This is a genomic window from Inconstantimicrobium porci, from assembly GCF_009696465.1.
Classification (GTDB): domain Bacteria; phylum Bacillota; class Clostridia; order Clostridiales; family Clostridiaceae; genus Inconstantimicrobium; species Inconstantimicrobium porci.
Genome location: NZ_VULX01000011.1, coordinates 36,759 through 62,776, shown reverse-complemented (window position 1 = coordinate 62,776; position 26,018 = coordinate 36,759). Strand labels below are relative to the sequence as shown.

Below are 26,018 nucleotides of genomic sequence, written 5' to 3'. Positions count from 1 at the left end.
ATTGTGCTGATATTTATAATGAGTGGTATCTTTTTTTAGGGTATTTGATGATTTTAAGACTTGATAAGTTTATTTTACACGAAGAAGCTATTGAAAATAATATAGGAAGACGAAAGATGGGTATTCTTATATTTGGCTGTAATGATGCTGTTTCTGAGGCTCGTAAAAATGGTATACAATATATAGAACTTGCAGAACCTATTTTACCTCAAGGTGAAGACTATTATTCTGCAATGTTGATTCTTTCAGATAATGAATCAGAAAATATAGCACTTTGTCAGGCAGCACATCAGTATGACCCGGATATTTATATTATCGTAAAATGTGTGAACTATAACATGAAGGATGTATACAATGAGCTTGGTGCAGACCGTATAATCATGCCTGATGAGTCGACAAATATGGTACTTGCTGAAATATGGAGGACACTAAAATGAAATTGAATAGATTATTAGATTTAAAATATTGGGGAACCACAAGGCTTCTAACTGTTGGCTTTGCATTTGTAATATTGCTTGGAACATTATTATTAATGCTTCCAATTTCAACTCGCAGTGGAAGCGGAATTAATTTTCTTGATGCTATGTTTACTTCAACTTCTGCAACATGTGTTACTGGATTATCTCTTTTTGATATATATACTAAGCTTAGCTTTTTTGGACAAGTAGTCCTGTTAATATTAATACAGGTTGGTGGGCTAGGTTTTATTATGGTGATGGTACTTTTCTCACTAGCAACACACAGAAGGATTGGTCTTAGAGAACGTTCGCTGTTAGCTGATGGAGTTGGATCACTGCAGCTTACTGGAGTTGTAAGGATGGCACGACGTATTATTTTAGGAACAGCACTTTTTGAGGGAATTGGGGCAGCTCTTCTTGCAGCTCGCTTTGTACCAAGATTTGGATTTGGTGAAGGGTTATGGATTTCCTTATTCCATTCAGTTTCGGCATTTTGTAATGCTGGATTTGATTTAATGGGTATAGTCAAGCCGTCATCATCACTTACACTTTATTATGATGACCCAGTTGTTGTAATAACAATTGGTATGCTGATAATTTTTGGTGGTATTGGCTTTGTTGTATGGACAGATTTAATGGATTGCAATTTTAAAGTTAAGAAGGTTGGATATCACACAAAGGTAGTTGTTATATCAACACTGGTTCTGCTTATTGGAGGAACTCTATTATTTTTTATTACTGAAAAGAATGCATCAATGCAAGGAATGAATTTGGGTAACCGTTTGTTATCATCATTTTTTCAGTCAGTAACTCCAAGAACAGCAGGTTTTAATACAGTAGATATCTCATCGTTAAGTGGAGCAGGAAAGCTTCTTACAATGTTTCTTATGTTTGTAGGTGCAGCTCCAGGAGGAACTGGTGGTGGAATAAAGGTTACTACTTTTGTTGTGATTCTTGCCACAGCATATGCATCACAGACAAATAAAAATGACACAGTTGTTGGACAGCATCGTATTCATACAGATGCCGTAAAGAAAGCTTTTTGTACAGTGTCATCTTATATGGGGCTTATATTTATAGGAACATTTATAATATGCGCTCAGGGAACGAGTCTTGTAGCTTCAGCATTTGAATGTGTTTCAGCTATTGGTACAGTTGGTCTTTCAACTGGCGTTACTGCCTCAATGACAGGATTATCAAAGATGGTGCTAATACTGCTTATGTATACTGGCAGACTTGGAAGTTTAACAGTTTTTCTTGCGATGTCGGGATGTGAGTCTAAGGGAGGACTTAGAAATCCTGTTGGAAAATTATTAGTTGGATAAATATATTGAAAAAGAAAGGATGATTTTAATATGAGATCAATGCTTGTTATAGGAGCAGGACGTTTTGGAAGTAACTTAGCCGTAAGGCTTACAGAAATGGGGAATGAAGTACTTGTTGTAGATGTAGATGAGGAGGCAGTTAATAAAGTTTCTTCTTTAGTCACAAGAGCGCAGATTGGAGATTGTATGAAGATTGAAAATCTTCGTTCATTAGGTGTAAGAAATTTTGATATATGTTTTGTATGTATTAGTGAAAACTTTCAGTCATCAATGGAGATAACTTCACTGCTTAAGGAACTTGGTGCAGCACATATAGTTTCTAAAGCTGATAGAGATATACATGCTGACCTTTTAAAGAAAATAGGAGCAGATGAAGTGGTTTTTCCTGAAAGAGATATGGCGCAGCGTACAGCTATGCGCTATTCAGCTCTTGGTGCTTTTGATTATATAGAGCTTTCCAAAGATTATGCAATAATGGAAATTACTGTGCCAAAATGTTGGATTAATCATAAAATTAGTGATCTTAATATACGTTCTCAACATGAGATTAATGTTATAGGTATAAGAGCAGGTAAAAAGATTAAGCCGCTTATTAGTGCAGAGTATGTATTTAAGGAAAATGAACATCTTATTATTGCTGGAGAAAGTAAAAATATACTAAGAATGATGAATAAATAGAAATTTTATGGTATGATGTGGTATATTGTAATTAAGGAGAGTGGCTATGATGAAAAATTTATTAAAGATGATATTTGTTATGGCAATGGCTACAGGAATCTCGCTGATTGTGGAATTGTTTGGTGTTGGAAGTCAGAGTATTGTTATGATGTTCCTGCTTGGTGTTCTTTTTACAGCAGTGCTTACTCGTAGTCGAGGCTGGGCCGTCAGTTCGGCTGTACTGGCTACTCTTGTTTTTATTTTGCTATTTACTGAACCACGTTATACATTGCATGTTTATAATGGGGCAGATTTAATATTGCTTGGATTTTTTCTTGTTACAGCCATAGTAGCAGGAACTATTACATCACGACTTCAGACACAGATGGAACTAGCAAGCAGTAATGAAAAGACAGCTCAGACTATGTATAAGATAGCACTGGGGTTTCTTTCAGCCAGTGGGACAAACAGTGTAATAAAGATTGGTAAAGACATGCTTCATAATTATGTAGGTATTGATGGAGATATTATTTTAGGAGAAAAGCCAATAGAAGGAAAAACGGAATATCCTATCATGAGTGCTTCAGGTCTTCAGGGAAAGCTTGTACTTAATGAACAGTCTGAAGATCAGAAGGTGCTGGTTATTCAGGCTCTTTGTACACAGCTTGGTATTGCACTTGAGCGTGAGAAACTTGTAAAAGAACGTGAAGAAATACGTATGGCTATGGAAAAGGAACGCCAGCGTTCTATGTTACTTCGTTCAATTGCTCATGATCTAAGAAGTCCGCTTACGGCTCTTTCAGGTTCAGGAAGCCTTCTGTCAGATAACTATGATAAACTTACAGATGAAGAGCGTAAAGATCTTGCATGTAACGTTAGCGAAGAAACGGTATGGTTAATTGATCTTGTAGAAAACATTCTAGGAATGACTCGTATAACAGAAGATCATCTTGTTTTGAAAAAGCAGGATGAAGTAATTGATGATATAGTTGGAGAGGCAATAAAGCATACGGAGCGTTTGTTTAAGGAAAATAAGCTTAATGTAAGATTACCAGATGAAATTCTGACAGCGCCAATGGATGGAAAACTTATTGCACAGGTTATTATAAATCTGCTTGAAAATGCGGTCTGCCATACAAAAAGAGGCACTTTAGTTGAACTTTCTGTTTATGCTGATAATGGCAGAATTGCAGTGTCAGTTTCAGATAATGGAGATGGTGTTCCAGATAAAATTAGGTCTAAATTGTTTGAAAAGTTTGCTACCCAGAATGAGGATATTGTTGATGGTAGAATGGGGCTAGGACTGGGACTTGCTATCTGTAAAGCAATAGTAGAAGCTCATGGGGGAAGTATCAGATATGCTGATAACAAGCCGCATGGTGCAGTATTTACTTTTATGATACCAATGGAGGATTCACATGAATGAAAATAGTACAATACTTGTAATTGAAGATGATAAGTATATATCACATTTTATAGATTTATCGCTTACTAAAGAAGGTTATCGTGTAATTGTGGCAGAAAGCGGCTCTGAGGGAATGTTTATGTTTTCTTCATACCATCCTTCAATTGTACTACTTGATTTAGGACTGCCGGATAGGGATGGTGTTGATATACTGCGTGAACTTAGAACTTTTTCAGATGTTCCAATTTTAGTAGTTTCAGCGCGTGGCCAGGAGTCAGAAAAGATTGAAGCGTTAGATCTTGGAGCAAATGATTACGTTACAAAACCATTTTATATGGGTGAACTTATGGCTCGTATCCGTGTGGCAGAACGTGCGGCAGCAAGAGTTAATAGCCAAAATGCAGAGTCTATTTTTAAACGAGACTGGCTTACTGTTGACTATGAAAAAAGAAAAGTGCTTGTTGATGATCAGGAAATTCATCTCACTCCTACAGAATACAAGACACTGCTTTTACTTATTGCTAATAAAGGAAAAGTTCTTACTCACAATTATATTATTCAGAAGATATGGGGAACTGGCTATGGTGATAGTAAGAGTGTCAGAGTATTTATGGCAAGTCTTAGAAGAAAAATTGAAAAAGATACTACACATCCAAGGTTTATATTGACAGAAGTAGGCGTTGGATATCGTTTTTCCGATTTATAATCATTTTACATAGTCATAAATTTATAGTAAACTTTACTGCATAAGCAATTTTTACTGGAGGGGTTATGATGTACAACGTAGTTTTTATTGATTTAGATGATACGCTTTTTGATTTTCCTAAGGCCGAGAGAAATGCCCTTGATAAATCAATAAGATATTTTGGATATAAAGGTGATTTTGACCGTATAAGAAGAAGATACAAAGTAATTAATGATAAGTTATGGGAGGATCTTGAGAAAGGACTTACTACAACTGCCAAACTTAAGTTAGACAGATTTGTTAAGCTTATAGAGGAATGCAATCTTGATTATGACCCTCAGGAATTCTGTAATAAGTACACAGAATTTCTTGGACAAGGCTTTTATCTTATAGAGGGAGCAGAACAGCTTTGTAAGTATTTAAAAAGCAAAGGCTACAAAGTTGTAATAGTTACAAATGGTATTAAAAGTGTACAGCATTCAAGACTTGAAGGTTCTGGTATAAAGGATTATATAGATGATATTGTTATTTCTGAAGAAGTAGGAGTAAGCAAACCAGATCCTAAGATTTTCGATATTGCCATGGACAAGCTTGGCCACAGCAGTAAGGAAGACATCATAATGATTGGCGATTCACTAACTTCAGATATGAGAGGCGCAGTAAATGCAGGTATAGATGCATGCTGGCTGAACATGAAAAACAAGCAGAACAACATGGACTTTACAACAAAGTACGAAGTACACAGTCTTAAAGAAATTCAAAATTTATTATAAGCAGCTGCAAAGTCTCTTAATAGTGAATAAGTACATAGATAGTAAATTACAGCATGAAATGAGCGGTATTACAAATTATTCAAATTCTGCTCATTTTTTATTTTTTTCGAATATAGTTGTGGCTTTTGTATGATATTGTTTAAAAGTGATGAAAAAAATCCTTTTATTGTGTATAATATATATATAAATTAGATATTAAGTTTATATCTGATTGAGAAAAATTATACTAAAGGGGTAAATATATGAAGGGTTGTAATTATCAAGAGGAACGCAATTATCAAATGGGTCGAAAAATGAATCGTCTTACAGTGCTGACTATTTCAGCAATCGATACATTTTTGATTTTAGGATATTTAGCGGGTTATTTACAGGGGAAAATTTCATTAGGTTACATGCTTCTCGTAGAAGTTTTGACTATTGGTACTTTAACATTAAACGATGTTATTTTCTTCAAAAAAAAGGATAGTAAAAAATTAAAGTATATATCACTTATTGGATATATTTTTGTTTATGCAGTAATTTGTCTGAATTCAGTAAACGACATGGCTTTTACTGTACTGTTTCCTATGCTGGTAATGTATATTTTATATTTTGATTTTAAGCTTGTTTTCTATGCATCATTAGCTTTTGGAACTATAAATATTGCAGATGTTATTTATTGTGTAGCAATACTAAAGCATCACCATTCAGGTGCTGCTATTAATTCTTCAACAATTCTTTTACAGGCAGTTTCTGTAATAGTATTTTTAGTTTCAATGTGCCTGGTTACAAAGCTTTCTAATGAACATAACGGACAGCAGATTGATGATATTACTAAGGAAAAGGAACAAAATGAGCAGTTATTATCTGATGTTATAGGTGTGGTTAAAGCTGTAAAGATCAATACCAATCAGGCTGGCGATTTTATTAGTGAGTTGGTCAAAAACATAAATGTTACTGCATCTTCACTGCAGGATATTTCAGCAGGAAATGATAGTAATGCAAATAGCATAGAAGAGCAGCGCAATATGACCGAAAGTATTCAGAGTATGATAAAAAATACCGGTGAATTGGCAAACCAGATGAAGAATCTTTCTGCACAGTCTAAGGACAAAGTAATAAGTGGACTAGACTCAGTACAAAGATTAAATGCTCAGTCACAGGATGTAGATGCTGCTAATAAAAAGATTATTCAAAGTGTTGAGAATCTGGTTGATAATGCAGCAAAAGTAAATTCTATTACAAATCAGATCTTTGAAATATCAAAACAAACTAACCTTCTGGCGCTAAATGCTGCAATTGAAAGTTCAAGAGCAGGGGAAGCAGGAAAGGGATTTGCTGTAGTTGCTAATGAGGTAAGACAGCTGGCAGATGAAACTAGAAATCTTACAGAAAATATTCAGAAGATTGTAGGGGAGCTTCAGCAGAATGGTAAGGAAGCTCAGAACACAGTTGATGTTGTTGTTAACTCAACAAAGACAGAACATGAATTAATTTCAATGGTAAATTCACAGTTTACAGCAATAGAGCATTCTATGAAAGGACTTGATGAAAATGTAGTTGAGATTACTAAAAAGATTGAAGAAATTCTTCACTCTAACAACAGCATTGTTGAAAGTATCACAGATATCTCTAGTGTTAGTGAGGAAGTAGCAGCTTCTGCACAGGAAAGTACAAGCATAGGGGAAGAAACAAAGCAGAAGGCTGAACGCGCAATAGAACTAATGAATGAATTAAAGGATACAGTTCGTGCTGTAGACAAATATATTAAATAGTGTAAATGATAATTAGCACCAGTTTTTACTGGTGCTTTCGTTATTGTCTAAGAAATTGCAATGGAAAAGGTGAAATTTTTATGCTGTAAAGCGTTGAAAACAAAGGATTTATGGGATAATACAAAAAAAGGGGGTATTATGCAATTTCATCTTTTTTTATTACAAAATTATAATACGGAGTTAATATAAATGTAACAATGCAATCCTACCATATAAGTATAGTGATTTTAATTTAAGAAATAATATGATTATCAATAAGGAGGTGTTTAAATGAGATATGTAATAGTATCAGTTGTTAAAGGTGAAGCAGGTGATTTTAATAATAACCTTAGAAAGGATGTGTTTAGGATATTTGAAGCAAAGTCATCAAAGCTTCCTGCTCACTTTACGATTAAAGCACCATTTGAATATGATGGCAGCATTGAGAAATTAGAAAAGTCATTACAAGATTTCGCGGAAAAAGAAAAAGCAGAGCCTTACAGGATTGAGGGCTTTGAACATTTTGATGATAGGGTTATCTATATGAAAGTTGTAATGTCAGCGAAAGCTAAAGAAGTTCATGACAGACTTATTGATGTTATGAGTGAGTTCCCTTACATGGATTTCAGCAGGAAAGATGGCAAGGACAAAACTTTTCATGTGACCATAACCTCAAAGAAACTGCCACCTAAATTTAATAAAATATGGGATTATGTTAACAAGATTCAGTGTGATTTTGACTGCAGCTTTGATAATATATGCATCTATAAATGGGAAGACTACACTTGGAAGCTTTACAGAGAGTTTAATCTATAAAGTTATATTTATTACAAAAGAAGAGGTGTAGATATGAAAGAACAGCATTTTGTGACTAATAAATATTTAAAGCTGGAGAATACTTATGCTGATCTTCCAGAAAAGCTGTATTCAAGGCAGGATCCTGACAAAGTGCCTGAGCCAGAGTTTGCTGTGTTTAACAGCTCCTTAGCTAAAGAGCTAGGCATGAATGAGGAATTTTTAAAAAGTGAGGATGGACTTGGTGTGCTTTCAGGTAATAAGATTCTTAAAAATACAACACCTATTTCACAGGCATATTGTGGACATCAGTTTGGTTATTTCACAATGCTTGGTGATGGCAGGGCTGTGCTTCTTGGCGAATATGTTGCAAAAGACGGCAATAGGTATGATGTGCAGCTTAAAGGTTCAGGTGAAACTCTTTATTCAAGAGGAGGAGATGGCAAGGCCACTTTAGGACCAATGCTGAGGGAATATATAATAAGCGAGGCTATGAATGCTCTTGGCGTTCCAACTACTAGAAGTCTTGCTGTAGTAGATACTGGAGAAAGTATTATACGTGAAAACATTCTTCCTGGAGCAGTTCTTACACGTATTTCAAAGAGTCATATCCGTGTGGGTACATTCCAGTTTATTGCTAAATACGGTACATATGAAGAGTTAAAGCAGCTTGCCGATTATACGATAAACAGACATTATTCTTATATTAAGCAGAATGAAGGGGAGCTTTATCTTAACTTCCTTAATCAAGTTGTAAGAAAGCAGGCAGAACTGATTGCAAAATGGCAGCTTATAGGCTTTATACATGGAGTTATGAATACTGACAATATGGCCATAAGCGGTGAAACTATAGATTATGGTCCATGCGCGTTTATGGATACTTATAATCCCAATACAGTTTTTAGTTCAATAGACAGAGAGGGCAGGTATGCTTATAATAATCAGCCTGAGATGGCAGCATGGAATCTTGCAAGGTTTGCAGAAAGTCTTCTTAAGCTTCTTGATAAAGATGTGGAAAAAGCAGTTGCTAAAGCCCAGAAGGCAGTATCAAGTTTCAGCACTTATTTTAATGAGTATTGGATAAATGGTATGAGAAAAAAGCTTGGACTTGTTACTGAAGAAGATAATGACATCGAGCTGATAAATGAACTCCTTGCTTTGATGGAAAAATATAAGGCTGATTATACAACAACGTTTAGCAGTCTTACAGCAGGAAATCTTGATAGTCAGGTTATGTTTGAGGAAGAGGATTTTAAGAAATGGTTTATAAAGTGGAAGGAAAGACTTGACAGACAGGATGAATCAGATGAAGAATGTTTTAAGCTTATGAGAAAAAGCAATCCAATGGTTATTCCACGAAACCATAGAGTTGAAGAAGCGCTTGATGCAGCAGTAAAAAACAATGATTACAGTGTCATGGATGCACTATTAAAAGCAGTAACAAATCCTTACGATTATAGTCATAAGTATAAGGAGTATGCAGATGCTCCAAAGGTAATTAACAGATGTTACAAAACTTACTGTGGGACATAAGAGTAGTTCATAGTTCATAATGCATAACGCATAATTAAGGATGAAACTCTTATAGAGTTTCTTAAAAGGGAAAGTATACTCTTTAAAACTCTTCGTAATGAGTTATTTAGGTGGTTTGGAGGATTTGCCTCCATTAAAATTTATAAATTAGTGAAGCTAATTTCATCCTGTACTATGAGTTTGTCCTAATCACTTTTGTGCTATTTCATCATGATAATAAAAGATTAGATGAAATTATAGAGTACATTGTTAACTTATAATGTAATTTCTGCTTTAAACGACGCTTTATTTTAATTGTATTTAAAAATAGTGGTATATCATTTAGAAAAGTATTATAATATATATGTAATTTTAAATAATATGGAAGAAGGTCTTATTTTGTCTAATGTAGTATTAAATGTTAGCGAAAGAAACGAAAAAGGAAAGAAAACTAGAAAATATGGCGAAATTCCATGTGTGCTTTACGGAGTACACCTAGATAAACCAACACCAATTAAGATGGACAAGAAAGAAGTACTTAAGCTTTTAGCTTTACCTCAGAGTTCAATGGTAACTCTTAATTTAGCAGGAAAGGCTCAGAACTGTCTAGTTAAGGAATTACAGCAGAGTATTTACGGAAAGGTTATTCACATTGATTTTCAGGGCGTAAATGCTAATGAAGATGTAAAGCTGAATGTACCAGTAGTATTTAAGGGGGAAGGACTTCTTGAATCAAAGGGATTATTGCTTGAGCCTTTAGTAGCAGAAGTTGAACTTTATGGAGAGAGTGACAAGTTCCCAGAAAACATAGAAGTTAATGCAGAAACTTTTGATTTTGGTACAAAAGTATTTGCAAAAGACTTAGTAATTCCAGAAGGCTTTAAGCTAGAACTTGACGGAGAAGCTTTAATAGCAACAGTTAAGAGCTTGGAAGCTGGACAAGCTGATAAAGTAGAAGATAAATAATTTGCATAAAATATTAAAACTGCAGCTCACTATTTGAAGCTGCAGTTTTTTATTATTTGGTAATTAATTTGAATTCAATGAATGAAATTTATTCGCTACACGTATCAATTTCTCAGTTCTAATAAAGGTTATACCTCCAAACCTCTGCAATTGTATAATTTAAAGAGAGATATGCTTTCTTTTTAAGCAGGCATTCCAAATCTTCGATTTGGCATGTTCGCTTACGTCTTGACCAAGCAGGCATTCCAAATCTTTGATTTGGCATGTTCGCTTACGTCTTGACCAAGCAGGCATTCCAAATCTTCGATTTGGCATGTTCGCTTACGTCTTGACCAAGCAGGCATTCCAAATCTTCGATTTGGCATGTTCGCTTACGTCTTGACCAAGCAGGCATGCCTTAGATAGAACTCCCGTTGGGAGTTCAATCCTTAATTATACATTATACATCATACATTTTATATTAAAGTACAATCTAGTTATTTCTGTATTCTCCAGGCAGGCAGAAGCAGTATTGTTTAAATTTCTTATAGAAGAAACTGATATTTTCGTAGCCTACTTTATTAGCAATTTCGGTTGTGCTTAGGTTTGAATTTAAAAGCAGGTCTTTAGCTGCATTTATTTTTTGATGTTGGACAAGGTCCTTGTAAGAGAATCCAGTGTTCTTCTTCAGCATATTTGATAAATAATTTGCATTAAGTTCAAAGTGTTCTGCCGTGTCTTTAAGCGTACAGTTTTTATAATTCTTTTCTATATAATCAAGTATTTTTACAATATTATTTTCAGATGAACCATCACTATTTGATAAATCTATTGTATGAGTATTCACAAGTTCAGAAAATATCAGTGTAAGAAGGCTACCCATTATATCTTCAAAAACTATTGAAGGATCATACCATTCACATAGGAATTCATTTATGAAAATTCTTAGACGTTCACTTTTTTCTGAGTTAAACAGGATAAAGTTTTTATAAATCACACCTGTTGTAATAGATTTAAAAAAGAAATCTGTCAGGATGCTGTTTGATGAAAGCCTATTAAAAAAGTGAGATTTAAAATAATCGTTATGTATGATTATTTTTATTAAGATATCATTTTCACTTAAAGGCTCAATGCGGTGGATTGTATCCTGCTGCACTAGTAGCATCTGGCCTTTTGTTAATTCTATTTTTTTGCCATTAATCTTTTGCGTACATTTTCCTGAATAAACGTAGTTGAGTTCAATACAGTCGTGGCTGTGCACAGGATATTTATGAAATCTTGCATGTTTTTTGACAAGAATATTCATATTATGTTTTTTGTTACTATGAATGTTTATATTATCAGAATGCATCTGAAGTACTTCTTCGTTGTTTGTCATTGCTTTCTTGAGGATATTTGTTGAAAGTGTAAAATTACCACTTTTATACTCTTCTTCATGTTCTGCAATTGTCCTCAGTCTTGAATCAAGTTCTTGTAAATTCATAAAATAAATACCTCGTATGTTTCATTATAGTCATAGTATATTGTAGTACAAAAAAGCTGTCAAATTTGCATGTGGTTTGGTCAATAGAACTGCTGTTAAATAAATAAGATTAAATTTTAAGCATACAGTATTTCAGTAGTCTGCACATAAAATAGTAATGAAAACAAAAATTAACATAAAGATGTGTTTTATCAATTTAATTTAATATGAAAATAATGTATAATGTTATGAGCGGAATAAATATTAAATACGTTTTGGAGGATTTTATGCAAATTATTATTGTGGGATGTGGAAAGGTAGGATCCATACTGGCTGAAGTATTAAGCCAGGAAGGCCATGATATTTCCATTATAGATACAAATGATAGTGTAGTAGAAGAAATTTCGAATAATTATGATACACTAGGAGTTGTTGGTAATGGAGCAAGCTATAGTGTACTTAAAGAGGCTGGCATTGAAAAAGCACATCTTCTAATTGCAGTAACTGATTCTGATGAGCTTAACCTTTTATGCTGTTTGATAGCTCGCAAAGCTGGAAACTGTAGAACTATTGCCAGAGTACGTAATCCAATTTACAGTGATGAAGCAAGATTCATAAAAGATACTATTGGACTTTCAATGATCATAAATCCAGAGTATGAAGCAGCATGTGAAATGACACGTTTACTTCGTTTTCCATCAGCTATTGATATAAACTTGTTTAATAGGGGACATGTTGAGCTACTTAACTTTGAAGTAGAACAAGGAAGCATTATTGATGGTATGCAGATTAAGGACATGCGTAGCAAGTTAAAATGTGATGTTTTAGTTTGTACAATTGAGCGAGATGAAAAGGTAATTATTCCAAATGGTGATTTTAAAATTCTTGAAAATGATATTGTTTCAATTATAGCACCACATAAAAAAGCTGTAGAATTCTTTGTTAAATTAGGTATGATACCTAATCCTGTTAAGAATACTATGATAATCGGTGGAGGAAAATTATCATACTATTTATCACAACAGCTACTTAAGTATGGAATAAGTGTAAAAATAGTTGAAAAAGATAGAACTCGCTGTGAAGAACTTACTGAGCTCCTTCCAAAGGCTATGATTATAAATGGTGATGGAACTGATAAAAAACTGCTTAAAGAGGAAGGATTAAAAGATATTGAATCTTTTGCGTCATTAACAGGAATTGATGAGGAAAATATACTTCTTTCTTTATATGTAAGAAGTAAGATTAAGGGGAAGATAATTACAAAAGTAAATCGTATATGTTTTGATGAAGTAATAGATTCATTAAATCTTGGAAGTATTATTTCACCCAAATATATTACATCAGAATACATACTTCAATATGTAAGAGCTATGAATAATTCTATTGGTAGTAATGTAGAAACTTTGTACAAGATAAAAAAGGACAAGGCAGAGGCCATCGAATTTTATGTTAATGAAGGCTCTAAGCTAATAGGTGTGCCATTAGAAAAACTTGATCTTAAGGATAATCTTCTTATCTGCTCAATCAACAGAAATGGTAAGACAATTACTCCAATGGGTCAGGATCATATTGAAAAGGGAGATTATGTAATTGTTGTTACAGCTAACGCAAGATTACATGATTTAAGTGATATTTTAAGGAGATAAGGAAATGAATTTTGGGTTTATAACATACATTTTAGGATGGATACTGAATTTCCAAAGCGGATTTCTATTTTTAACATTTGTATTATCGCTTTTTTATGGGGAAAAAAGCGGCTATGCTCTTTTAGTTTCCGCAGCAATCAGTTTTCTTATAGGTATTATTTGTACATGGAGAAAGCCTAAACATAAATCATTTTATGCAAAGGATGGTTTTGTAGCCGTTGCACTTGGTTGGATAGTTGTCAGTATTTCTGGTGCTCTCCCATTTGTAATCAGTGGTGAGATACCTTCTATATTTGATGCTATGTTTGAAACAATATCAGGTTATACTACAACAGGAGCTACAATTCTTACTAATGTAGAAGCTATGTCAAAATGTCTTTTGTTCTGGCGTAGTTTTACGCACTGGATTGGCGGTATGGGAGTTTTAGTTTTTGTAATGTGCATACTTCCTTTAGCAGGTGGTAATAATATGCATCTTATGAGAGCAGAAAGTCCTGGACCTAGTGTTGGAAAGCTTGTACCACGTGTCCATTCTACAGCTGTGATTCTTTATGGAATATATACAGCACTTACTGTAATAGAAGTAATATTCCTTCTAGCAGGGGGAATGAGCATGTTTGATGCTATTACAACTTCCTTTGGTACTGCTGGTACTGGAGGCTTTGGAGTTAGAAATGATAGTATAGCAGGATACAGTACATATATACAAAATGTAGTTGGTGTATTTATGGTACTGTTTGGTGTTAACTTTTCAATATATTTTCTTGCACTTGTACGTAAACCTAAGGAGATACTTCACAGTGATGAACTTAAGAGTTATATTGGTATCATTATAGCTTCAACGCTTATTATAGGATTTAATATCAGAGGATATTTCCCAACACTAGGAAAGGCAATTCAGCAGGCGTTCTTCCAGGTAGGATCAATAATGACTACAACAGGATTTTCCACTACTGACTTTAACAAATGGCCGTCATTATCAAAGGGTATTCTTGTAGCATTGATGTTTGTTGGTGCATGTGCAGGAAGTACTGGTGGTGGTATCAAGGTGTCTAGAGTAGTAATGGCATTTAAAAATATAAAAAATGAAATTGCATCATTTGTACATCCAAAAAGTATCCATACACTTAGAATGGAAGGAAAGATAGTTAAAAATGATGTTGTTCGTTCAGTGAACACATATCTTGTACTGTACTTTTTAGTTTTTGCAGTTTCAGTACTTTTGATTTCTATTGAGAATTTCAGCCTTGAGACAAGCTTTACTTCTGTTGCTGCAACTTTAAATAATATTGGACCAGGTCTCGATTTAGTAGGACCTATGGATAACTTTGCAAAGTTTAATCCATTTTCAAAATGTGTTTTTATGTTTGATATGTTAGCAGGAAGACTTGAATTAATTCCAATGATAATTTTATTTTCACCATGGGTTTGGAAAAGAAAATAGAACGTCAGGTTTTTTAGCGACTACTTTATAATGCTTTTATGTATTATAAAGTAGTCTTTTTTTGTGGTAAAGGAAATTGCATTTAAGAAAGAATAATATATTTTCAAATACAGAAACTATATATATTAGCTTAAGGGTTTTGAAATCGATGTCATTGGTGCAGAAGTTGTAATATTGCATTTTAAATAGACGTCACAATTTATTAAATATTTTAATTAAATTCTAAAATCATGTATAATAAATAAACTAGATAATTTTAGAGACATTTTGGAGGATTTTATGCAGATAATTATTGTAGGATGTGGAAAGGTCGGATCTACACTGACTCAGGAATTAAGTAAGGAAGGACATGATATTTCTATCATCGATATGAATGATGACGTGGTAGAGGAAATCTCTAATAATTACGATACAATGGGCATTGTAGGCAATGGAGCTAGCTATGGAGTTTTGATGGAAGCTGGAATAGAAAATGCAGACCTTCTTATTGCAGTAACCAATTCAGATGAACTTAATCTTTTATGTTGCCTTATAGCACGTAAAGCAGGAAAATGCAAAACAATAGCAAGAGTTAGAAATCCTGTTTATAGTGAAGAAGCAGATTTTATAAAGCAAAACTTAGGTCTCTCTATGGTTATAAATCCAGAGTATGAAGCTGCCTGTGAGATTACAAGACTTCTAAGATTTCCGTCAGCTATTGATATCAGCGTGTTTAACAGGGGAAAAGTCGAAATTATGAACTTTAAGGTGAAAAAAGGATGTATTCTTAATGGTATGCAGATAAAGAATCTTCACAAAGAACTTAAATGTGATGTACTTGTAACTACTGTTGAACGTAATGGTGAAGTGATTATTCCTAATGGAGAACTTACAATTGCTGAAAATGATATTGTTTCTATAATTACCACTCACAAAAAGGGTATGGAGTTCTTTGAAAAGATCGACATGATTATAAATCCTGTTAAAGATGCCATGATAATAGGTGGTGGAAATGTATCATACTATCTTGCTAAACAGCTTTTAAAGAGTGGCATAAAAGTTAAGATAATTGAGCAGAAGGAATCAAGATGTGAGGAACTTACTGAACTTCTGCCAAAAGCAATGATTATCCATGGCGATGGTACTGATAAGGATCTTCTTATGGAGGAGGGCATAAGCAAGGCAGGATCTTTTGCATCTCTTACAGGCTTAGATGAGGAAAATGTGCTTCTTTCTCTTTATGCAAGAAGCAAGATGAACGGCAAGCTTATAACAAAAGTAAATCGTCTGCGTTTTGATGAGGTAATTAATTCACTTAATCTTGGCAGTATAATTTCACCAAAGTATATTACATCAAAATATATACTTAAGTATGTAAGAGCTATGAATAATACTATAGGGTGTAATATAGAGACTTTATACAAGATTAAAAAAGACAAGGCAGAAGCTCTGGAGTTTTATGTTAATGAAAATTCAAAGCTTATCGGTATTCCACTTGAAAAGCTTGCTCTTAAGGATAACCTTCTTATATGCTGCATAAACAGAAATGGAAATATTATAACGCCTAAGGGACAGGACCACATTGAAAAAGGAGACTATGTAATTGTGGTTACGACAAATGTAAGACTTAATGATTTGGGTGACATAGTAAGGAGATAAAAAATGAATTTTAGATTTATTACATACATCTTAGGCTGGATATTTAATTTTCAGAGTGGATTTTTACTTATTACATATATTATTTCTCTTTTTTTAGGAGAGAAGAGTGGCAATGCTTTTTTGATTTCAGCAATAATATGTGCTGTGACAGGAGCAATATTTACATATAAAAAACCATCTAATAAAGCATTTTATGCAAAGGATGGTTTTACAGCTGTAGCTCTTGGCTGGATAGTTGTAAGTATAACAGGAGCACTTCCGTTTTTAATCAGTGGTGAGATTCCTTCAGTATTTGATGCATTATTTGAAACAATATCAGGATATACAACAACTGGTGCAACTATATTATCTGACGTTGAAGCTCTATCAAAATGTATGCTTTTCTGGAGAAGCTTCACTCACTGGATAGGCGGCATGGGTGTACTTGTATTTGTTTTATGCATTATACCGCTTGCGGGAGGAAATAATATGCATCTTATGCGTGCAGAAAGTCCAGGACCAAGTGTAGGTAAGCTTGTGCCAAGAGTAAATTCTACAGCGCTTATACTTTATGGAATATATACAGCACTTACTGTAGCAGAATGTATACTGCTTCTTTGTGGAGGCATGAGCCTTTTTGAGGCAGTAACAACATCATTTGCTACAGCTGGAACTGGAGGATTCGGTATCAGAAATTCCAGCATGGCTGAGTACAGCATGTATATTCAAAATGTAGTAGCTGTGTTTATGGCACTGTTTGGCGTAAACTTTACAATATACTTTTTGGCACTTGTTAAGAAGCCAAAGGAAATACTTAAGAGTGATGAACTTAAGGCTTATATAGGAATTATCCTTATAGCAACAGTAGTTATTGGTTTTAATATACGTAGTGCATTCCCTTCATTAGGAAGTGCAATGCAGCAGTCATTTTTCCAGGTTGCATCAATAATTACCACAACAGGATTTTCTACTGCAGACTTTAACTTATGGCCTTCATTATCAAAAACCATACTTGTTGCTATAATGTTTGTTGGAGCTTGTGCAGGAAGTACAGGTGGTGGAATCAAGGTTTCAAGAATAGTAATTGCATGGAGAAATGTCAGAAATGAGATAGCATCCTTTGTACATCCCAAAAGTGTAAATATAACACATATGGATGGCAAAAAGGTTAAAAAGGAAGTTGTAAAATCTATTAATACATATCTTGTTTTATATTTTATTGTTTTTGTTGTATCAGTACTGCTTATTTCACTGGAAAACTACAGTTTTGAAACAAACTTTACATCTGTAGCTGCAACGCTTAACAATATAGGACCAGGACTGGATCAAGTTGGACCAATGGAGAATTTCGGCAAGTTCAATCCTTTCTCAAAGTGTATATTTATGTTTGATATGCTTGCAGGAAGACTTGAACTAATACCAATGGTTATATTATTCTCTCCAATGCTTTGGAAGAAGAAATAATTAATACTAGATATCCCACATTATATAATTTCACTAACTACAGTATAAACATCTAGATAAATTAGTCTTTGCAAAAGGTCACTGATCACAACTAACAGGTCACAGCTAATGATGAAACTTCCTGACGGCAGTTTCTAAAAAGCTTTGTGTTATCAAATTTAGAGGTTTGGAGGTGTAACCTCCATTATATTAATAATTAGGAAACGTAGTGAATCTAATTATATCATTACCTATGACTTGTGACCTGTTACCTGTGACCTACTTTATATAAAAATGTATAATTCAAGAAAACAATTTAAGGAGCGTAAGCTCTTTTTTATTGTATAGAAAATTGCATTCAAAAACTGCAATTTTTAACAACATAAAGTTTTTATAATAAAGGGTTTACACGTTTATGTAAAATAATGGTATAATGCAATTTCGTCCTTATAGTCATCAAGGGGTGAAAGACATATGAAGAAACGACTTGGAGAGACCGCAGGGAACGAGGTCGGCTTCGGAATATGTCTTTCACCCTTTTTTATTTTGGAAAAAATTTATAAAAACTACTTGCAAAATATAAACTGTAGTCATATAATAAACATATAATCAAAATGATTATATGAAAGGAGCATGAATTTGAAGGAAATAAATGAAGTTACAGAAGAAGAATTCTTAAAGAATTACAAACCTTATGATTATGAAAGGCCGTCACTAACTGTAGATATGATTTTATTTACTCTTGATGATGAAGAAGAGAAAGATCTTAAAAAAGTACCTGAAAAAGTGTTAAAAGTGCTTCTTATAAAGAGAAAGAATCATCCGTTTAAAAACTGCTGGGCAATACCTGGTGGATTTGTTGATATAAATGAAAATATTGAGGATGCAGTATATAGAGAACTTAAAGAAGAAACTAATATAGATAATGTTTATTTAGAGCAGCTTTATACATGGGGAGATGTTAATAGAGATCCAAGAATGAGAGTTGTATCAACTTCATATATGGCACTTGTCAATAAGGAAAACATTAATGTTAAAGCTGGTGATGATGCAGCTGATGCTGCTTGGTTTACAATAAAGAAAAAGATTATAAAAACTGAAGATACTAAGATTATCTCGCAGATAATACTAGAGAATGTAGCCGAAGATATAAAAATAGTCTATGAAATTACTGAGAATATCGAAATCAAAGGATATAATAAAAATTCAAAGTTCGAGATAAAGCTTATAGAGGGTGATAGAGGACTGGCATTTGATCATGTTAAAATATTAAATTATTCACTTGAGAGAATGAGAAACAAGGTTCAGTATACAACTATAGCATTTAGTTTATTACCTAAGGAATTTACATTAATGGAGCTTCAGCAGGTTTATGAGCTGCTTCTAGGAAGAACTCTTGTCAAACAGAACTTTAGAAGATGGATAAGTCCTATGGTAAGTAAAACTGATAAGGTAAAGAGTAACAGAGCATATAGACCGTCATCATTATATATACTAAATAAAAGCTATATAATAAATGAAATTAAGAATATTTAATTATTAAAATCTTGCCTAATAAAGCAGGCAATTTTTTTAGAAATGCTTATAATCAAAATGATTATAAGAAAGAAAGGGTTAAGGTGGTAAAAATGAATAAATTGAATTTGAAAAATGGAAGAAACATGAGTATGTTAATGGATTTCTATGAGCTGACTATGAGCAATGGTTATTTTTTAGATGGAATGGGCGATACAACTGCATACTTTGATATGTTTTTTAGAAAGATACCAGAGGATGGAGGATATGCTATAATGGCAGGTCTTGAACAGGTTATTGAATACATCGAAGGATTAAAATTTGATGAGGATGATATTGAGTATTTAAGAGGTCTTAATACTTTTGATGAAAGATTCTTAAATTATCTTCAAAACTTTAAATTCACTGGTTCAGTATATGCAATTCCAGAAGGAACATTAATTTTCCCAGGTGAACCAATATTAACAGTAAAGGCACCAGTTAAGGAAGCACAGTTACTTGAAACAATGATTCTATTAACTATCAATCATCAGTCACTGATAGCTACAAAAACAAGCAGAATTGTAAGAGCAGCTGATGGAAGACCTGTAATGGAATTTGGTTCAAGAAGAGCACAGGGGCCTGATGGTGCAATGTTTGGTGCAAGAGCTTCTTATATTGGAGGAGCAGCAGCAACAGCAGCAACAATTGTCGGCGAAGAGTTTGGTATGCCTGTAGCTGGGACAATGGCTCACTCATGGGTTCAGTTTTATGATGATGAATACACTGCATTTAAAAAATATTCAGAGATGTATCCAGATAACTCTGTTTTGCTTGTTGATACTTATTCAGTATTAAATTCAGGAGTACCAAATGCAATAAGAGTTGCTAAAGAAGTCTTAGAGCCAATGGGTAAAAGACTTAAGGGCATAAGACTTGATAGTGGTGATATTGCTTATCTTACTAGAAAGGCTAGAAAAATGCTTGACGATGCAGGACTTACTGACTGCAAAATCGTAGTTTCAAATTCATTAGATGAGCATATTATAACTTCAATTTTACAGCAAGGAGCTCAAATAGATAGCTTTGGAGTAGGTGAAAGACTGATAACATCTAAATCAGAACCTGTATTTGGCGGTGTTTATAAACTGGCAGCTGTTGAAAATGATGAAGGACAGATAATTCCTAAGATTAAAATTTCTGAGAATGTTGAAAAGATCACTAATCCAGGGTTTAAGAAAGTTTATAGATTCTTTGATAAGGATACACATAAAGCACTAGGAGATGTCATTACTATGGCTGATGAAGTAATAAATGATAAAGAGCCATATACAATATTTGACCCTGTTTATACTTGGAAGAAGAAAACACTAACAAATTATTATGTTATGGAACTTCAGCAAGAAATATTTAGAGATGGAAAACTTGTTTATAACAGCCCTACTCTTGAAGAAACAAGAAATTATACAAAACTTCAGCTTGATAATTTATGGGATGAAGTAAAGAGATTTGAAAATCCACACACATATTATATTGATTTATCTAAAAAGCTTTGGAATGTGAAAAATGAATTAATTACTAAATTAAAGGGCGAAAAATAATAAAGCAGGTCACAAGTCACAGGCCACACACAGGTAAAAGGTAAACAGGTATAAGGTCACAGGTCATAAGTCACAGGTAAGGTGAAAACTAGCATAACTACGTTTGCTAGTTTTTATCTTAAATGGAGGCTTTGCCTCCAAACCTCCGGTGAAATTACTGAACGGTTTTATGGAAAAGCATAAAATTGTTCAGTATTTATTAAAATTGGTATTTGTGTGATATTAGTCTTAGTAATCATTATATTATATATGATAGGTATAATAGAATAGAGGACAAGCTCCTAAAAATCTATAAATTTTGTAATTACAGAGATTTAGAATGTCCTCCATATAGACTATAGAAATAAGTTTGCTGATTTCATCCTTAGTTTTAAATTATTTTTCCCTCATAATTTCATCAAGTTCATCAGCATAAAGTGTTTCCTTATCTAATAGTTCTAAAGCAATTTTTTCTAGAGTCTTTTTGTTTTCAGTTAATAATTCTATAGTTTCTTCATAAAGAGTATCGATAAGTTTTTTACATTCCTCTATGACAGCATTTCCATAGCCTGATGCAAGTGAGCCAAGGCTTGATAGCTTTATCAGACCTAAAGTTTCGCCCATACCATATTCAGCAACCATCTTAAGAATTGTATCTGTAGTCTGTGATATGTCGCCTTCAGCTCCAGTTGTTATCTTGTCTTTACCAAAGATGATTTCTTCTGCTGCACGTCCTCCAAGCATTACCTTTATCCTATTTCTAAGATAATCAATCCTATAGTAATTGTTGTCTTCAGGTATAGTAAGAGTGTAACCTCCAGCACCTTTAGTTGTTGGAATGATGGTAATCTTTGATACTTTATCTTGTGGAGTCAAGATCATTGAAACAAGTCCATGGCCTGCTTCATGATAAGATGTAAGAATCTTGTCTTCATCCTTTAAGTGGCTTCTTTCCTTCTTTTCATGACCTGCAATGATTATAGAATAAGCTTTTTCAACATGTTCTTCTGTTATTTTACTGCTATTGTCCTTGGCAGCAAGTATGGCGCTTTCATTAATAAGACTTTCAAGCTTGGCACCTGAAAAATAAGCAGTCTTCTTAGCAATAGTTTCTATATCTATAATGGAATGAGGCTTATTTCTTAAATGAAGAGAAATGATTTTTTCTCTTGCTTTAATGTCTGGAAGTGAAACCTCAATATGTCTGTCAAATCTTCCTGGTCTAAGAAGAGCAGAATCAAGCATATCAAGCCTGTTTGTTGCAGCTATTACAACAATTCCTTCTGCTTCTCCAAAGCCTGACATTTCAGTAAGCAACGCATTAAGAGTCTGATCTTTTTCATCGTTACGTGAACCATTTTTTCCGTTGCCTCTTTTAACACCGATGGCATCAATTTCATCTATAAAGATAACTGCTTTTCCATGAGATTTTGCCTTTTTAAAAAGGCTTCTCACTCTTGCTGCACCAACACCCACATAAACCTGTACAAAATCTGAGCCACTAAGTGCATAAAATGGAACTCCTGCTTCACCTGCAACTGCCTTAGCGAGAAGTGTTTTGCCTGTTCCCGGATCTCCATAAAGAATGACTCCTTTTGGCATCCTAGCACCATATTTTTTGTATTTTTCAGGATTTTTAAGAAAGTCCACAACATCCATAAGACTTTCTTTTGCTTCTTCGTTTCCAGCAACAGAATCAAAATTAAGAACATGATCTTTCTTTTTGCTGAAATCTTCCATTTCTATAGAAGTTACAGAAGAACGTCCTGACCTTGCCTGTGTTATGTATATTACTGCTATGGCAATCAATGAAATGCCAAAAACTGCTTGCGGAATAGTTTCACTTATAGGTCCGTTATTGCTGTCTTTGACATCAATTCCTTTTAAAAGCAGAGTCTCTTTTATAGTATCTGTATGAGGGTTATCAGTCTGATACTTTGTTCCATCATTTAAGATGACAGTCATTTTTGAAGATGTGTTCATGTTGACCGATGAAACTTTATTGCTATTCAAATCGTTTACAAAAAGCGTATAGCTTTTATTGACCAGATTTCCCTTATAACCAGTGATAATCATTGCTGCAAGCGATATTGCTGCAGTGGCTATGGGTATGTAGATTAAATGTTTTTTAATAAATTTCATAACCGCCATTCCTCCTTAGTGAAATAACTACTTTAACGATTTTAATTATAAAACTATGAAAAAATAAGTCTAATTTTTCTCATAAGATATTCCAGTGTAATTTATGGCCAAATAACCATTAATGTTATGTGGCGGAAATTAGTATGCGAAATAATAAAATTCAATGCTGAAATACATAAACATAAAAAATAGCAGAAATTAGCTGCAAGCTTACAACTAATTTCTGCTTTGATTTCTAAATTATTATATTGTTATCTTTTCTTTTTTTGAAAATAGTATGTATATCAATGATATTGCTGCTAAAAGAAATGGATAGAAAAGTTTTGGCATTATATTAAATGCTGATAGCTTATACCCACATTCAGTAGCTGCTGCAAGTGCAAGCAGCATTTGTGCACCATATGGCAGTATACCTTGGAATACACATGAAAATGTATCAAGTATTGAGGCAGCTCTTTTTGGTGAAATTTTATAATCCTTACTTATTTCTTTAGCAACTGGACCCGCCATAACAATTGCAACAGTGTTGTTTGCTGTAGCAATATCCATAACGCCAACTAAAAGTCCCATGCCAAGCTGACCACCTTTATTTCCTTTAAATACTTTTTTGATAAAGGCAAGTAATGCATCAAAACCGCCATTGTGTCTTATTATTGCACAAAGTGCAGCTACAAGCAGAGTAACCATAATTGTTTCATACATTCCTGAGACACCGCTTCCCATATTAGTAAGCAGTTTATAGAAAGTTGTTGTTCCTGTTACAAGGTTTATAAAAATCCCTGAAGCAATACCTGTTAAGAGTACTATAAATACATTAAAGCCTATTAGTCCGCCAACTAAAACAAGAACATATGGAATAAGCATTACTATATTGTAGTTCTGTACAGCAACTTGTCCAACGTTTCCTCTAAGAGAAATAAAAATTATTATTATCAAAGTAAGGATAGCAGCTGGAAGTGCTATTTTAAAGTTTGCCCTAAATTTGTCCTTCATTTTGCAGCCCTGAGTGTTACATGCTGCGATTGTTGTATCAGATATAAATGATAAGTTATCTCCAAACATAGCTCCACCCATTACTGAACCTATGCAGAATGAAATATCATATCCTGAAGCTTTTGAAACTGCAGCTGCAATTGGTACAAGTAGAGTTATAGTTCCACATGAAGTACCCATTGAAAGTGATACAAAGCAGGCAACTATAAATAAAATTGCAACTGACATCCATGCTGGAGTTATTGAAAGCATCATATATGCAACAGCTTGTGCACTGTCTCTTCCTGTAACGCCAACAAACATACCTGCACATAAAAATATCAAAATCATTGTCAGAATATTTTTATCTCCAATACCTTTTGCCATAATGTTTAATTTCTCGTCAAATGATACTTTTCTGTTTTGTAGACATGCAACAAAAACAGAAATCATAAAAATAACTACTATTGGGATATTGTAAAATCCCATTTCAATCTTAAATACATATTCGAATGTTATTCCAAGTCCAAGATACAGCACCAAAAATACTGCAGCAGGAATTAGAGCCCATCCTTTCTTCTTATTGTTCATATAATCTCTCCTGTTTTTTGAAATTGATAAAACATCATCTTTGTTATTTGTTAAACAATCAATGTTTTATTATTATTTTTGCTTATATAATAATATCATAAATCCACATACAATGGATAGATATTTTTAAATATAGTGCATGGAATTATATGGTGTAATTAAAGTTGATGTTTATATAGGTCGAAAGATGGCAGAAATAGAGAAGGAAAGGTTGGCAACATAGTTTATAGACTTGATATAATTTTTTAGGGGGGATGTAATTGAAAATTACAAGCACAGAATTAAGTGAAGTTAAAATTATCGAATATGACAAACACGTTGGTAATAGAGGATTTTCATATCCAATACTTAATAAAGAACAGTTAGAGTAGGCTGGAATTGACTTTAAATATGTAGAGGAGTATGTTTATTTATCAGAAAAAGCAGGAACTCTCTATGGAATACACTTTCAGAATAATCCTAAACCTCAGGCCAAGCTTTTATATTGTATTAAGGGCAGAGGAATAGATTATGCAGTTGACTTAAGAAGAGATTCTCCAACATTTTTGAAATGGGTTTGTGTTGAGTTAAGTGAAGAAAATAGAAAACAGATTTTTATTCCTAAGGGGTTTGGACATGTTTTTATTTCGCTTGAAGATAATACAAAGAATGTAATGCGTATTGATGAGTCATTTGATTCACATAAACAAGCTTAAAGGTAAGTCTGTTTTTCTTTCGTCAGTTACAGACTGCTATAACCGTTTTGAAGAAAAATACTGCATAACTCAGAGTATTTTAAAACAGCTTATTGAGGCAGACTGCGAGATTACAATGTCAACAAAGTCAAGCCTTATTCTGCGTGATATTGATCTGCTTAAAAAACTGAAGAACTTTAAGGCGGCAATGTCTATTAACACACTTGATGAAGATTTTAAAAATGATATGGATAATGCCAGCAGCATAAAGGATAGACTTAACACATTGAAGACTCTTCATGAAAACGGCATATATACTGTTTTATTTATGTCACCCATATTTCCTAAAGTTACAGATTTTAAAGCAATTATTGAGAAAAGTCATGATTTTATTGATGAGTACTGGTTCGAGAATCTAAATTTAAGGGGTAGCTATAAGGAGAAAATTCTTTCGTATATTGATGAAAAGTATCCACAGTATTCAAATGTTTATAGTGATATTTATCTAAGAAAAAATAAAGATTACTGGCTGGACTTGTCAATAGAAATTGAGCAATACTGTAACCAGCATAATATAAATCATATTAATTATTTTTACCATGAGAAGCTTGTAAAAGCAAAGCTGGCCAGGAATCATCAAACTAATTAGTAAGATATGCAAGGGG

Annotated in this window: 21 protein-coding genes; 18 read left to right on the top strand and 3 right to left on the bottom strand. The window is 33.5% G+C overall.

Features of this window, described 5'->3' with window-relative positions:
• Positions 1 to 47 precede the first annotated feature (47 nt).
• From FYJ33_RS08910 to FYJ33_RS08865, 10 genes are all read left to right on the top strand, one after another.
• A complete protein-coding gene (locus FYJ33_RS08910) occupies positions 48 to 437 on the top strand; it encodes an NAD-binding protein (RefSeq protein WP_154531398.1) in 390 nt (129 codons plus the stop codon).
• A complete protein-coding gene (locus FYJ33_RS08905) occupies positions 434 to 1,783 on the top strand; it encodes a TrkH family potassium uptake protein (protein ID WP_154531397.1) in 1,350 nt (449 codons plus the stop codon). Before FYJ33_RS08910 ends, FYJ33_RS08905 begins: the two co-directional genes overlap by 4 nt.
• Before the next feature lie 30 nt (positions 1,784 to 1,813).
• On the top strand, positions 1,814 to 2,461 hold the full coding sequence (locus tag FYJ33_RS08900) for a potassium channel family protein (RefSeq protein WP_154531396.1): 648 nt from the start codon (positions 1,814 to 1,816) through the stop codon (positions 2,459 to 2,461).
• Between the two features lie 46 nt (positions 2,462 to 2,507).
• Complete coding sequence (locus FYJ33_RS08895) at positions 2,508 to 3,866, top strand: sensor histidine kinase (RefSeq protein ID WP_154531395.1); 1,359 nt, start codon at positions 2,508 to 2,510, stop codon at positions 3,864 to 3,866.
• Positions 3,859 to 4,551 carry a response regulator gene (locus tag FYJ33_RS08890; protein WP_154531394.1) on the top strand — a complete coding sequence of 231 codons (693 nt, stop codon included), beginning with the start codon at positions 3,859 to 3,861 and terminating at the stop codon, positions 4,549 to 4,551. Before FYJ33_RS08895 ends, FYJ33_RS08890 begins: the two co-directional genes overlap by 8 nt.
• Before the next feature lie 68 nt (positions 4,552 to 4,619).
• Positions 4,620 to 5,303 (top strand): YjjG family noncanonical pyrimidine nucleotidase, encoded by a 684-nt coding sequence (locus tag FYJ33_RS08885; RefSeq protein ID WP_206046654.1) that lies wholly within the window; start codon positions 4,620 to 4,622, stop codon positions 5,301 to 5,303.
• A 242-nt stretch (positions 5,304 to 5,545) separates the two neighbouring features.
• Complete coding sequence (locus tag FYJ33_RS08880) at positions 5,546 to 7,057, top strand: methyl-accepting chemotaxis protein (protein ID WP_154531392.1); 1,512 nt, start codon at positions 5,546 to 5,548, stop codon at positions 7,055 to 7,057.
• Positions 7,058 to 7,327: 270 nt separating this feature from the next.
• A complete protein-coding gene (locus tag FYJ33_RS08875; RefSeq protein WP_154531391.1) occupies positions 7,328 to 7,852 on the top strand; it encodes a 2'-5' RNA ligase family protein in 525 nt (174 codons plus the stop codon).
• A gap of 33 nt (positions 7,853 to 7,885) precedes the next feature.
• On the top strand, positions 7,886 to 9,364 hold the full coding sequence (locus tag FYJ33_RS08870) for a protein adenylyltransferase SelO (protein ID WP_154531390.1): 1,479 nt from the start codon (positions 7,886 to 7,888) through the stop codon (positions 9,362 to 9,364).
• Between the two features lie 378 nt (positions 9,365 to 9,742).
• Positions 9,743 to 10,309, top strand: coding sequence for a 50S ribosomal protein L25 (locus tag FYJ33_RS08865; RefSeq protein ID WP_206046653.1), 567 nt, complete (start codon positions 9,743 to 9,745; stop codon positions 10,307 to 10,309).
• A gap of 472 nt (positions 10,310 to 10,781) precedes the next feature.
• Here the strand turns inward: FYJ33_RS08865 and FYJ33_RS08860 are convergent, their stop codons facing one another.
• Entirely contained in the window at positions 10,782 to 11,771 is a 990-nt protein-coding gene (locus tag FYJ33_RS08860; protein WP_154531388.1) for an AraC family transcriptional regulator, read from the bottom strand.
• Positions 11,772 to 12,037: 266 nt separating this feature from the next.
• On the opposite strand from FYJ33_RS08860, the gene trkA (FYJ33_RS08855) reads away from it, so the two are divergent.
• The 6 genes from trkA (FYJ33_RS08855) to FYJ33_RS08830 all read left to right on the top strand — a co-directional run bounded on the left by trkA (FYJ33_RS08855) (position 12,038) and on the right by FYJ33_RS08830 (position 20,995).
• Complete coding sequence (gene trkA / locus FYJ33_RS08855; protein WP_154531387.1) at positions 12,038 to 13,396, top strand: Trk system potassium transporter TrkA; 1,359 nt, start codon at positions 12,038 to 12,040, stop codon at positions 13,394 to 13,396.
• A gap of 4 nt (positions 13,397 to 13,400) precedes the next feature.
• Positions 13,401 to 14,840, top strand: a complete 1,440-nt coding sequence (locus FYJ33_RS08850) for a TrkH family potassium uptake protein (protein ID WP_154531386.1) — start codon at positions 13,401 to 13,403, stop codon at positions 14,838 to 14,840.
• Between the two features lie 279 nt (positions 14,841 to 15,119).
• Complete coding sequence (gene trkA, locus FYJ33_RS08845; RefSeq protein WP_154531385.1) at positions 15,120 to 16,478, top strand: Trk system potassium transporter TrkA; 1,359 nt, start codon at positions 15,120 to 15,122, stop codon at positions 16,476 to 16,478.
• Positions 16,479 to 16,481: 3 nt separating this feature from the next.
• Positions 16,482 to 17,921, top strand: coding sequence for a TrkH family potassium uptake protein (locus tag FYJ33_RS08840; protein ID WP_154531384.1), 1,440 nt, complete (start codon positions 16,482 to 16,484; stop codon positions 17,919 to 17,921).
• Positions 17,922 to 18,533: 612 nt separating this feature from the next.
• Positions 18,534 to 19,436, top strand: a complete 903-nt coding sequence (locus FYJ33_RS08835; RefSeq protein ID WP_154531383.1) for an NUDIX hydrolase — start codon at positions 18,534 to 18,536, stop codon at positions 19,434 to 19,436.
• A 92-nt stretch (positions 19,437 to 19,528) separates the two neighbouring features.
• Positions 19,529 to 20,995 carry a nicotinate phosphoribosyltransferase gene (locus tag FYJ33_RS08830; protein ID WP_154531382.1) on the top strand — a complete coding sequence of 489 codons (1,467 nt, stop codon included), beginning with the start codon at positions 19,529 to 19,531 and terminating at the stop codon, positions 20,993 to 20,995.
• A 375-nt stretch (positions 20,996 to 21,370) separates the two neighbouring features.
• Here FYJ33_RS08830 and FYJ33_RS08825 read toward each other — a convergent pair whose 3' ends face one another.
• A complete protein-coding gene (locus FYJ33_RS08825; RefSeq protein WP_154531381.1) occupies positions 21,371 to 23,116 on the bottom strand; it encodes an ATP-dependent metallopeptidase FtsH/Yme1/Tma family protein in 1,746 nt (581 codons plus the stop codon).
• Positions 23,117 to 23,359: 243 nt separating this feature from the next.
• The gene (locus FYJ33_RS08820) at positions 23,360 to 24,679 is read right to left on the bottom strand and encodes a Na+/H+ antiporter NhaC family protein (protein WP_154531380.1); all 1,320 of its coding nucleotides are present in this window, start codon (positions 24,677 to 24,679) and stop codon (positions 23,360 to 23,362) included.
• A 377-nt stretch (positions 24,680 to 25,056) separates the two neighbouring features.
• Here FYJ33_RS08820 and FYJ33_RS16050 point away from each other — a divergent pair, with 377 nt between their 5' ends.
• Entirely contained in the window at positions 25,057 to 25,374 is a 318-nt protein-coding gene (locus FYJ33_RS16050) for a dTDP-4-dehydrorhamnose 3,5-epimerase family protein (RefSeq protein WP_328598679.1), read from the top strand.
• Entirely contained in the window at positions 25,352 to 26,002 is a 651-nt protein-coding gene (locus tag FYJ33_RS08810; RefSeq protein ID WP_235900814.1) for an SPL family radical SAM protein, read from the top strand. Before FYJ33_RS16050 ends, FYJ33_RS08810 begins: the two co-directional genes overlap by 23 nt.
• Positions 26,003 to 26,018 lie beyond the last annotated feature (16 nt).

What these genes read in the sequence shown, in the direction of transcription:
- FYJ33_RS08905 (WP_154531397.1), top strand. Translation starts at nt 434, where the DNA reads ATGAAATTGAATAGATTATTAGATTTAAAATATTGGGGAACCACAAGG.
- FYJ33_RS08880 (WP_154531392.1), top strand. Translation starts at nt 5,546, where the DNA reads ATGAAGGGTTGTAATTATCAAGAGGAACGCAATTATCAAATGGGTCGA.
- FYJ33_RS08900 (WP_154531396.1), top strand. Translation starts at nt 1,814, where the DNA reads ATGAGATCAATGCTTGTTATAGGAGCAGGACGTTTTGGAAGTAACTTA.
- FYJ33_RS08820 (WP_154531380.1), bottom strand. Translation starts at nt 24,679, where the DNA reads ATGAACAATAAGAAGAAAGGATGGGCTCTAATTCCTGCTGCAGTATTT.
- FYJ33_RS08870 (WP_154531390.1), top strand. Translation starts at nt 7,886, where the DNA reads ATGAAAGAACAGCATTTTGTGACTAATAAATATTTAAAGCTGGAGAAT.
- FYJ33_RS08885 (WP_206046654.1), top strand. Translation starts at nt 4,620, where the DNA reads ATGTACAACGTAGTTTTTATTGATTTAGATGATACGCTTTTTGATTTT.
- trkA (WP_154531387.1), top strand. Translation starts at nt 12,038, where the DNA reads ATGCAAATTATTATTGTGGGATGTGGAAAGGTAGGATCCATACTGGCT.
- FYJ33_RS08860 (WP_154531388.1), bottom strand. Translation starts at nt 11,771, where the DNA reads ATGAATTTACAAGAACTTGATTCAAGACTGAGGACAATTGCAGAACAT.
- FYJ33_RS08890 (WP_154531394.1), top strand. Translation starts at nt 3,859, where the DNA reads ATGAATGAAAATAGTACAATACTTGTAATTGAAGATGATAAGTATATA.
- FYJ33_RS08840 (WP_154531384.1), top strand. Translation starts at nt 16,482, where the DNA reads ATGAATTTTAGATTTATTACATACATCTTAGGCTGGATATTTAATTTT.
- FYJ33_RS08850 (WP_154531386.1), top strand. Translation starts at nt 13,401, where the DNA reads ATGAATTTTGGGTTTATAACATACATTTTAGGATGGATACTGAATTTC.
- FYJ33_RS08875 (WP_154531391.1), top strand. Translation starts at nt 7,328, where the DNA reads ATGAGATATGTAATAGTATCAGTTGTTAAAGGTGAAGCAGGTGATTTT.
- FYJ33_RS08895 (WP_154531395.1), top strand. Translation starts at nt 2,508, where the DNA reads ATGATGAAAAATTTATTAAAGATGATATTTGTTATGGCAATGGCTACA.
- FYJ33_RS08910 (WP_154531398.1), top strand. Translation starts at nt 48, where the DNA reads ATGATTTTAAGACTTGATAAGTTTATTTTACACGAAGAAGCTATTGAA.
- FYJ33_RS08825 (WP_154531381.1), bottom strand. Translation starts at nt 23,116, where the DNA reads ATGAAATTTATTAAAAAACATTTAATCTACATACCCATAGCCACTGCA.
- FYJ33_RS08835 (WP_154531383.1), top strand. Translation starts at nt 18,534, where the DNA reads ATGAATTTGAAGGAAATAAATGAAGTTACAGAAGAAGAATTCTTAAAG.
- FYJ33_RS08830 (WP_154531382.1), top strand. Translation starts at nt 19,529, where the DNA reads ATGAATAAATTGAATTTGAAAAATGGAAGAAACATGAGTATGTTAATG.
- trkA (WP_154531385.1), top strand. Translation starts at nt 15,120, where the DNA reads ATGCAGATAATTATTGTAGGATGTGGAAAGGTCGGATCTACACTGACT.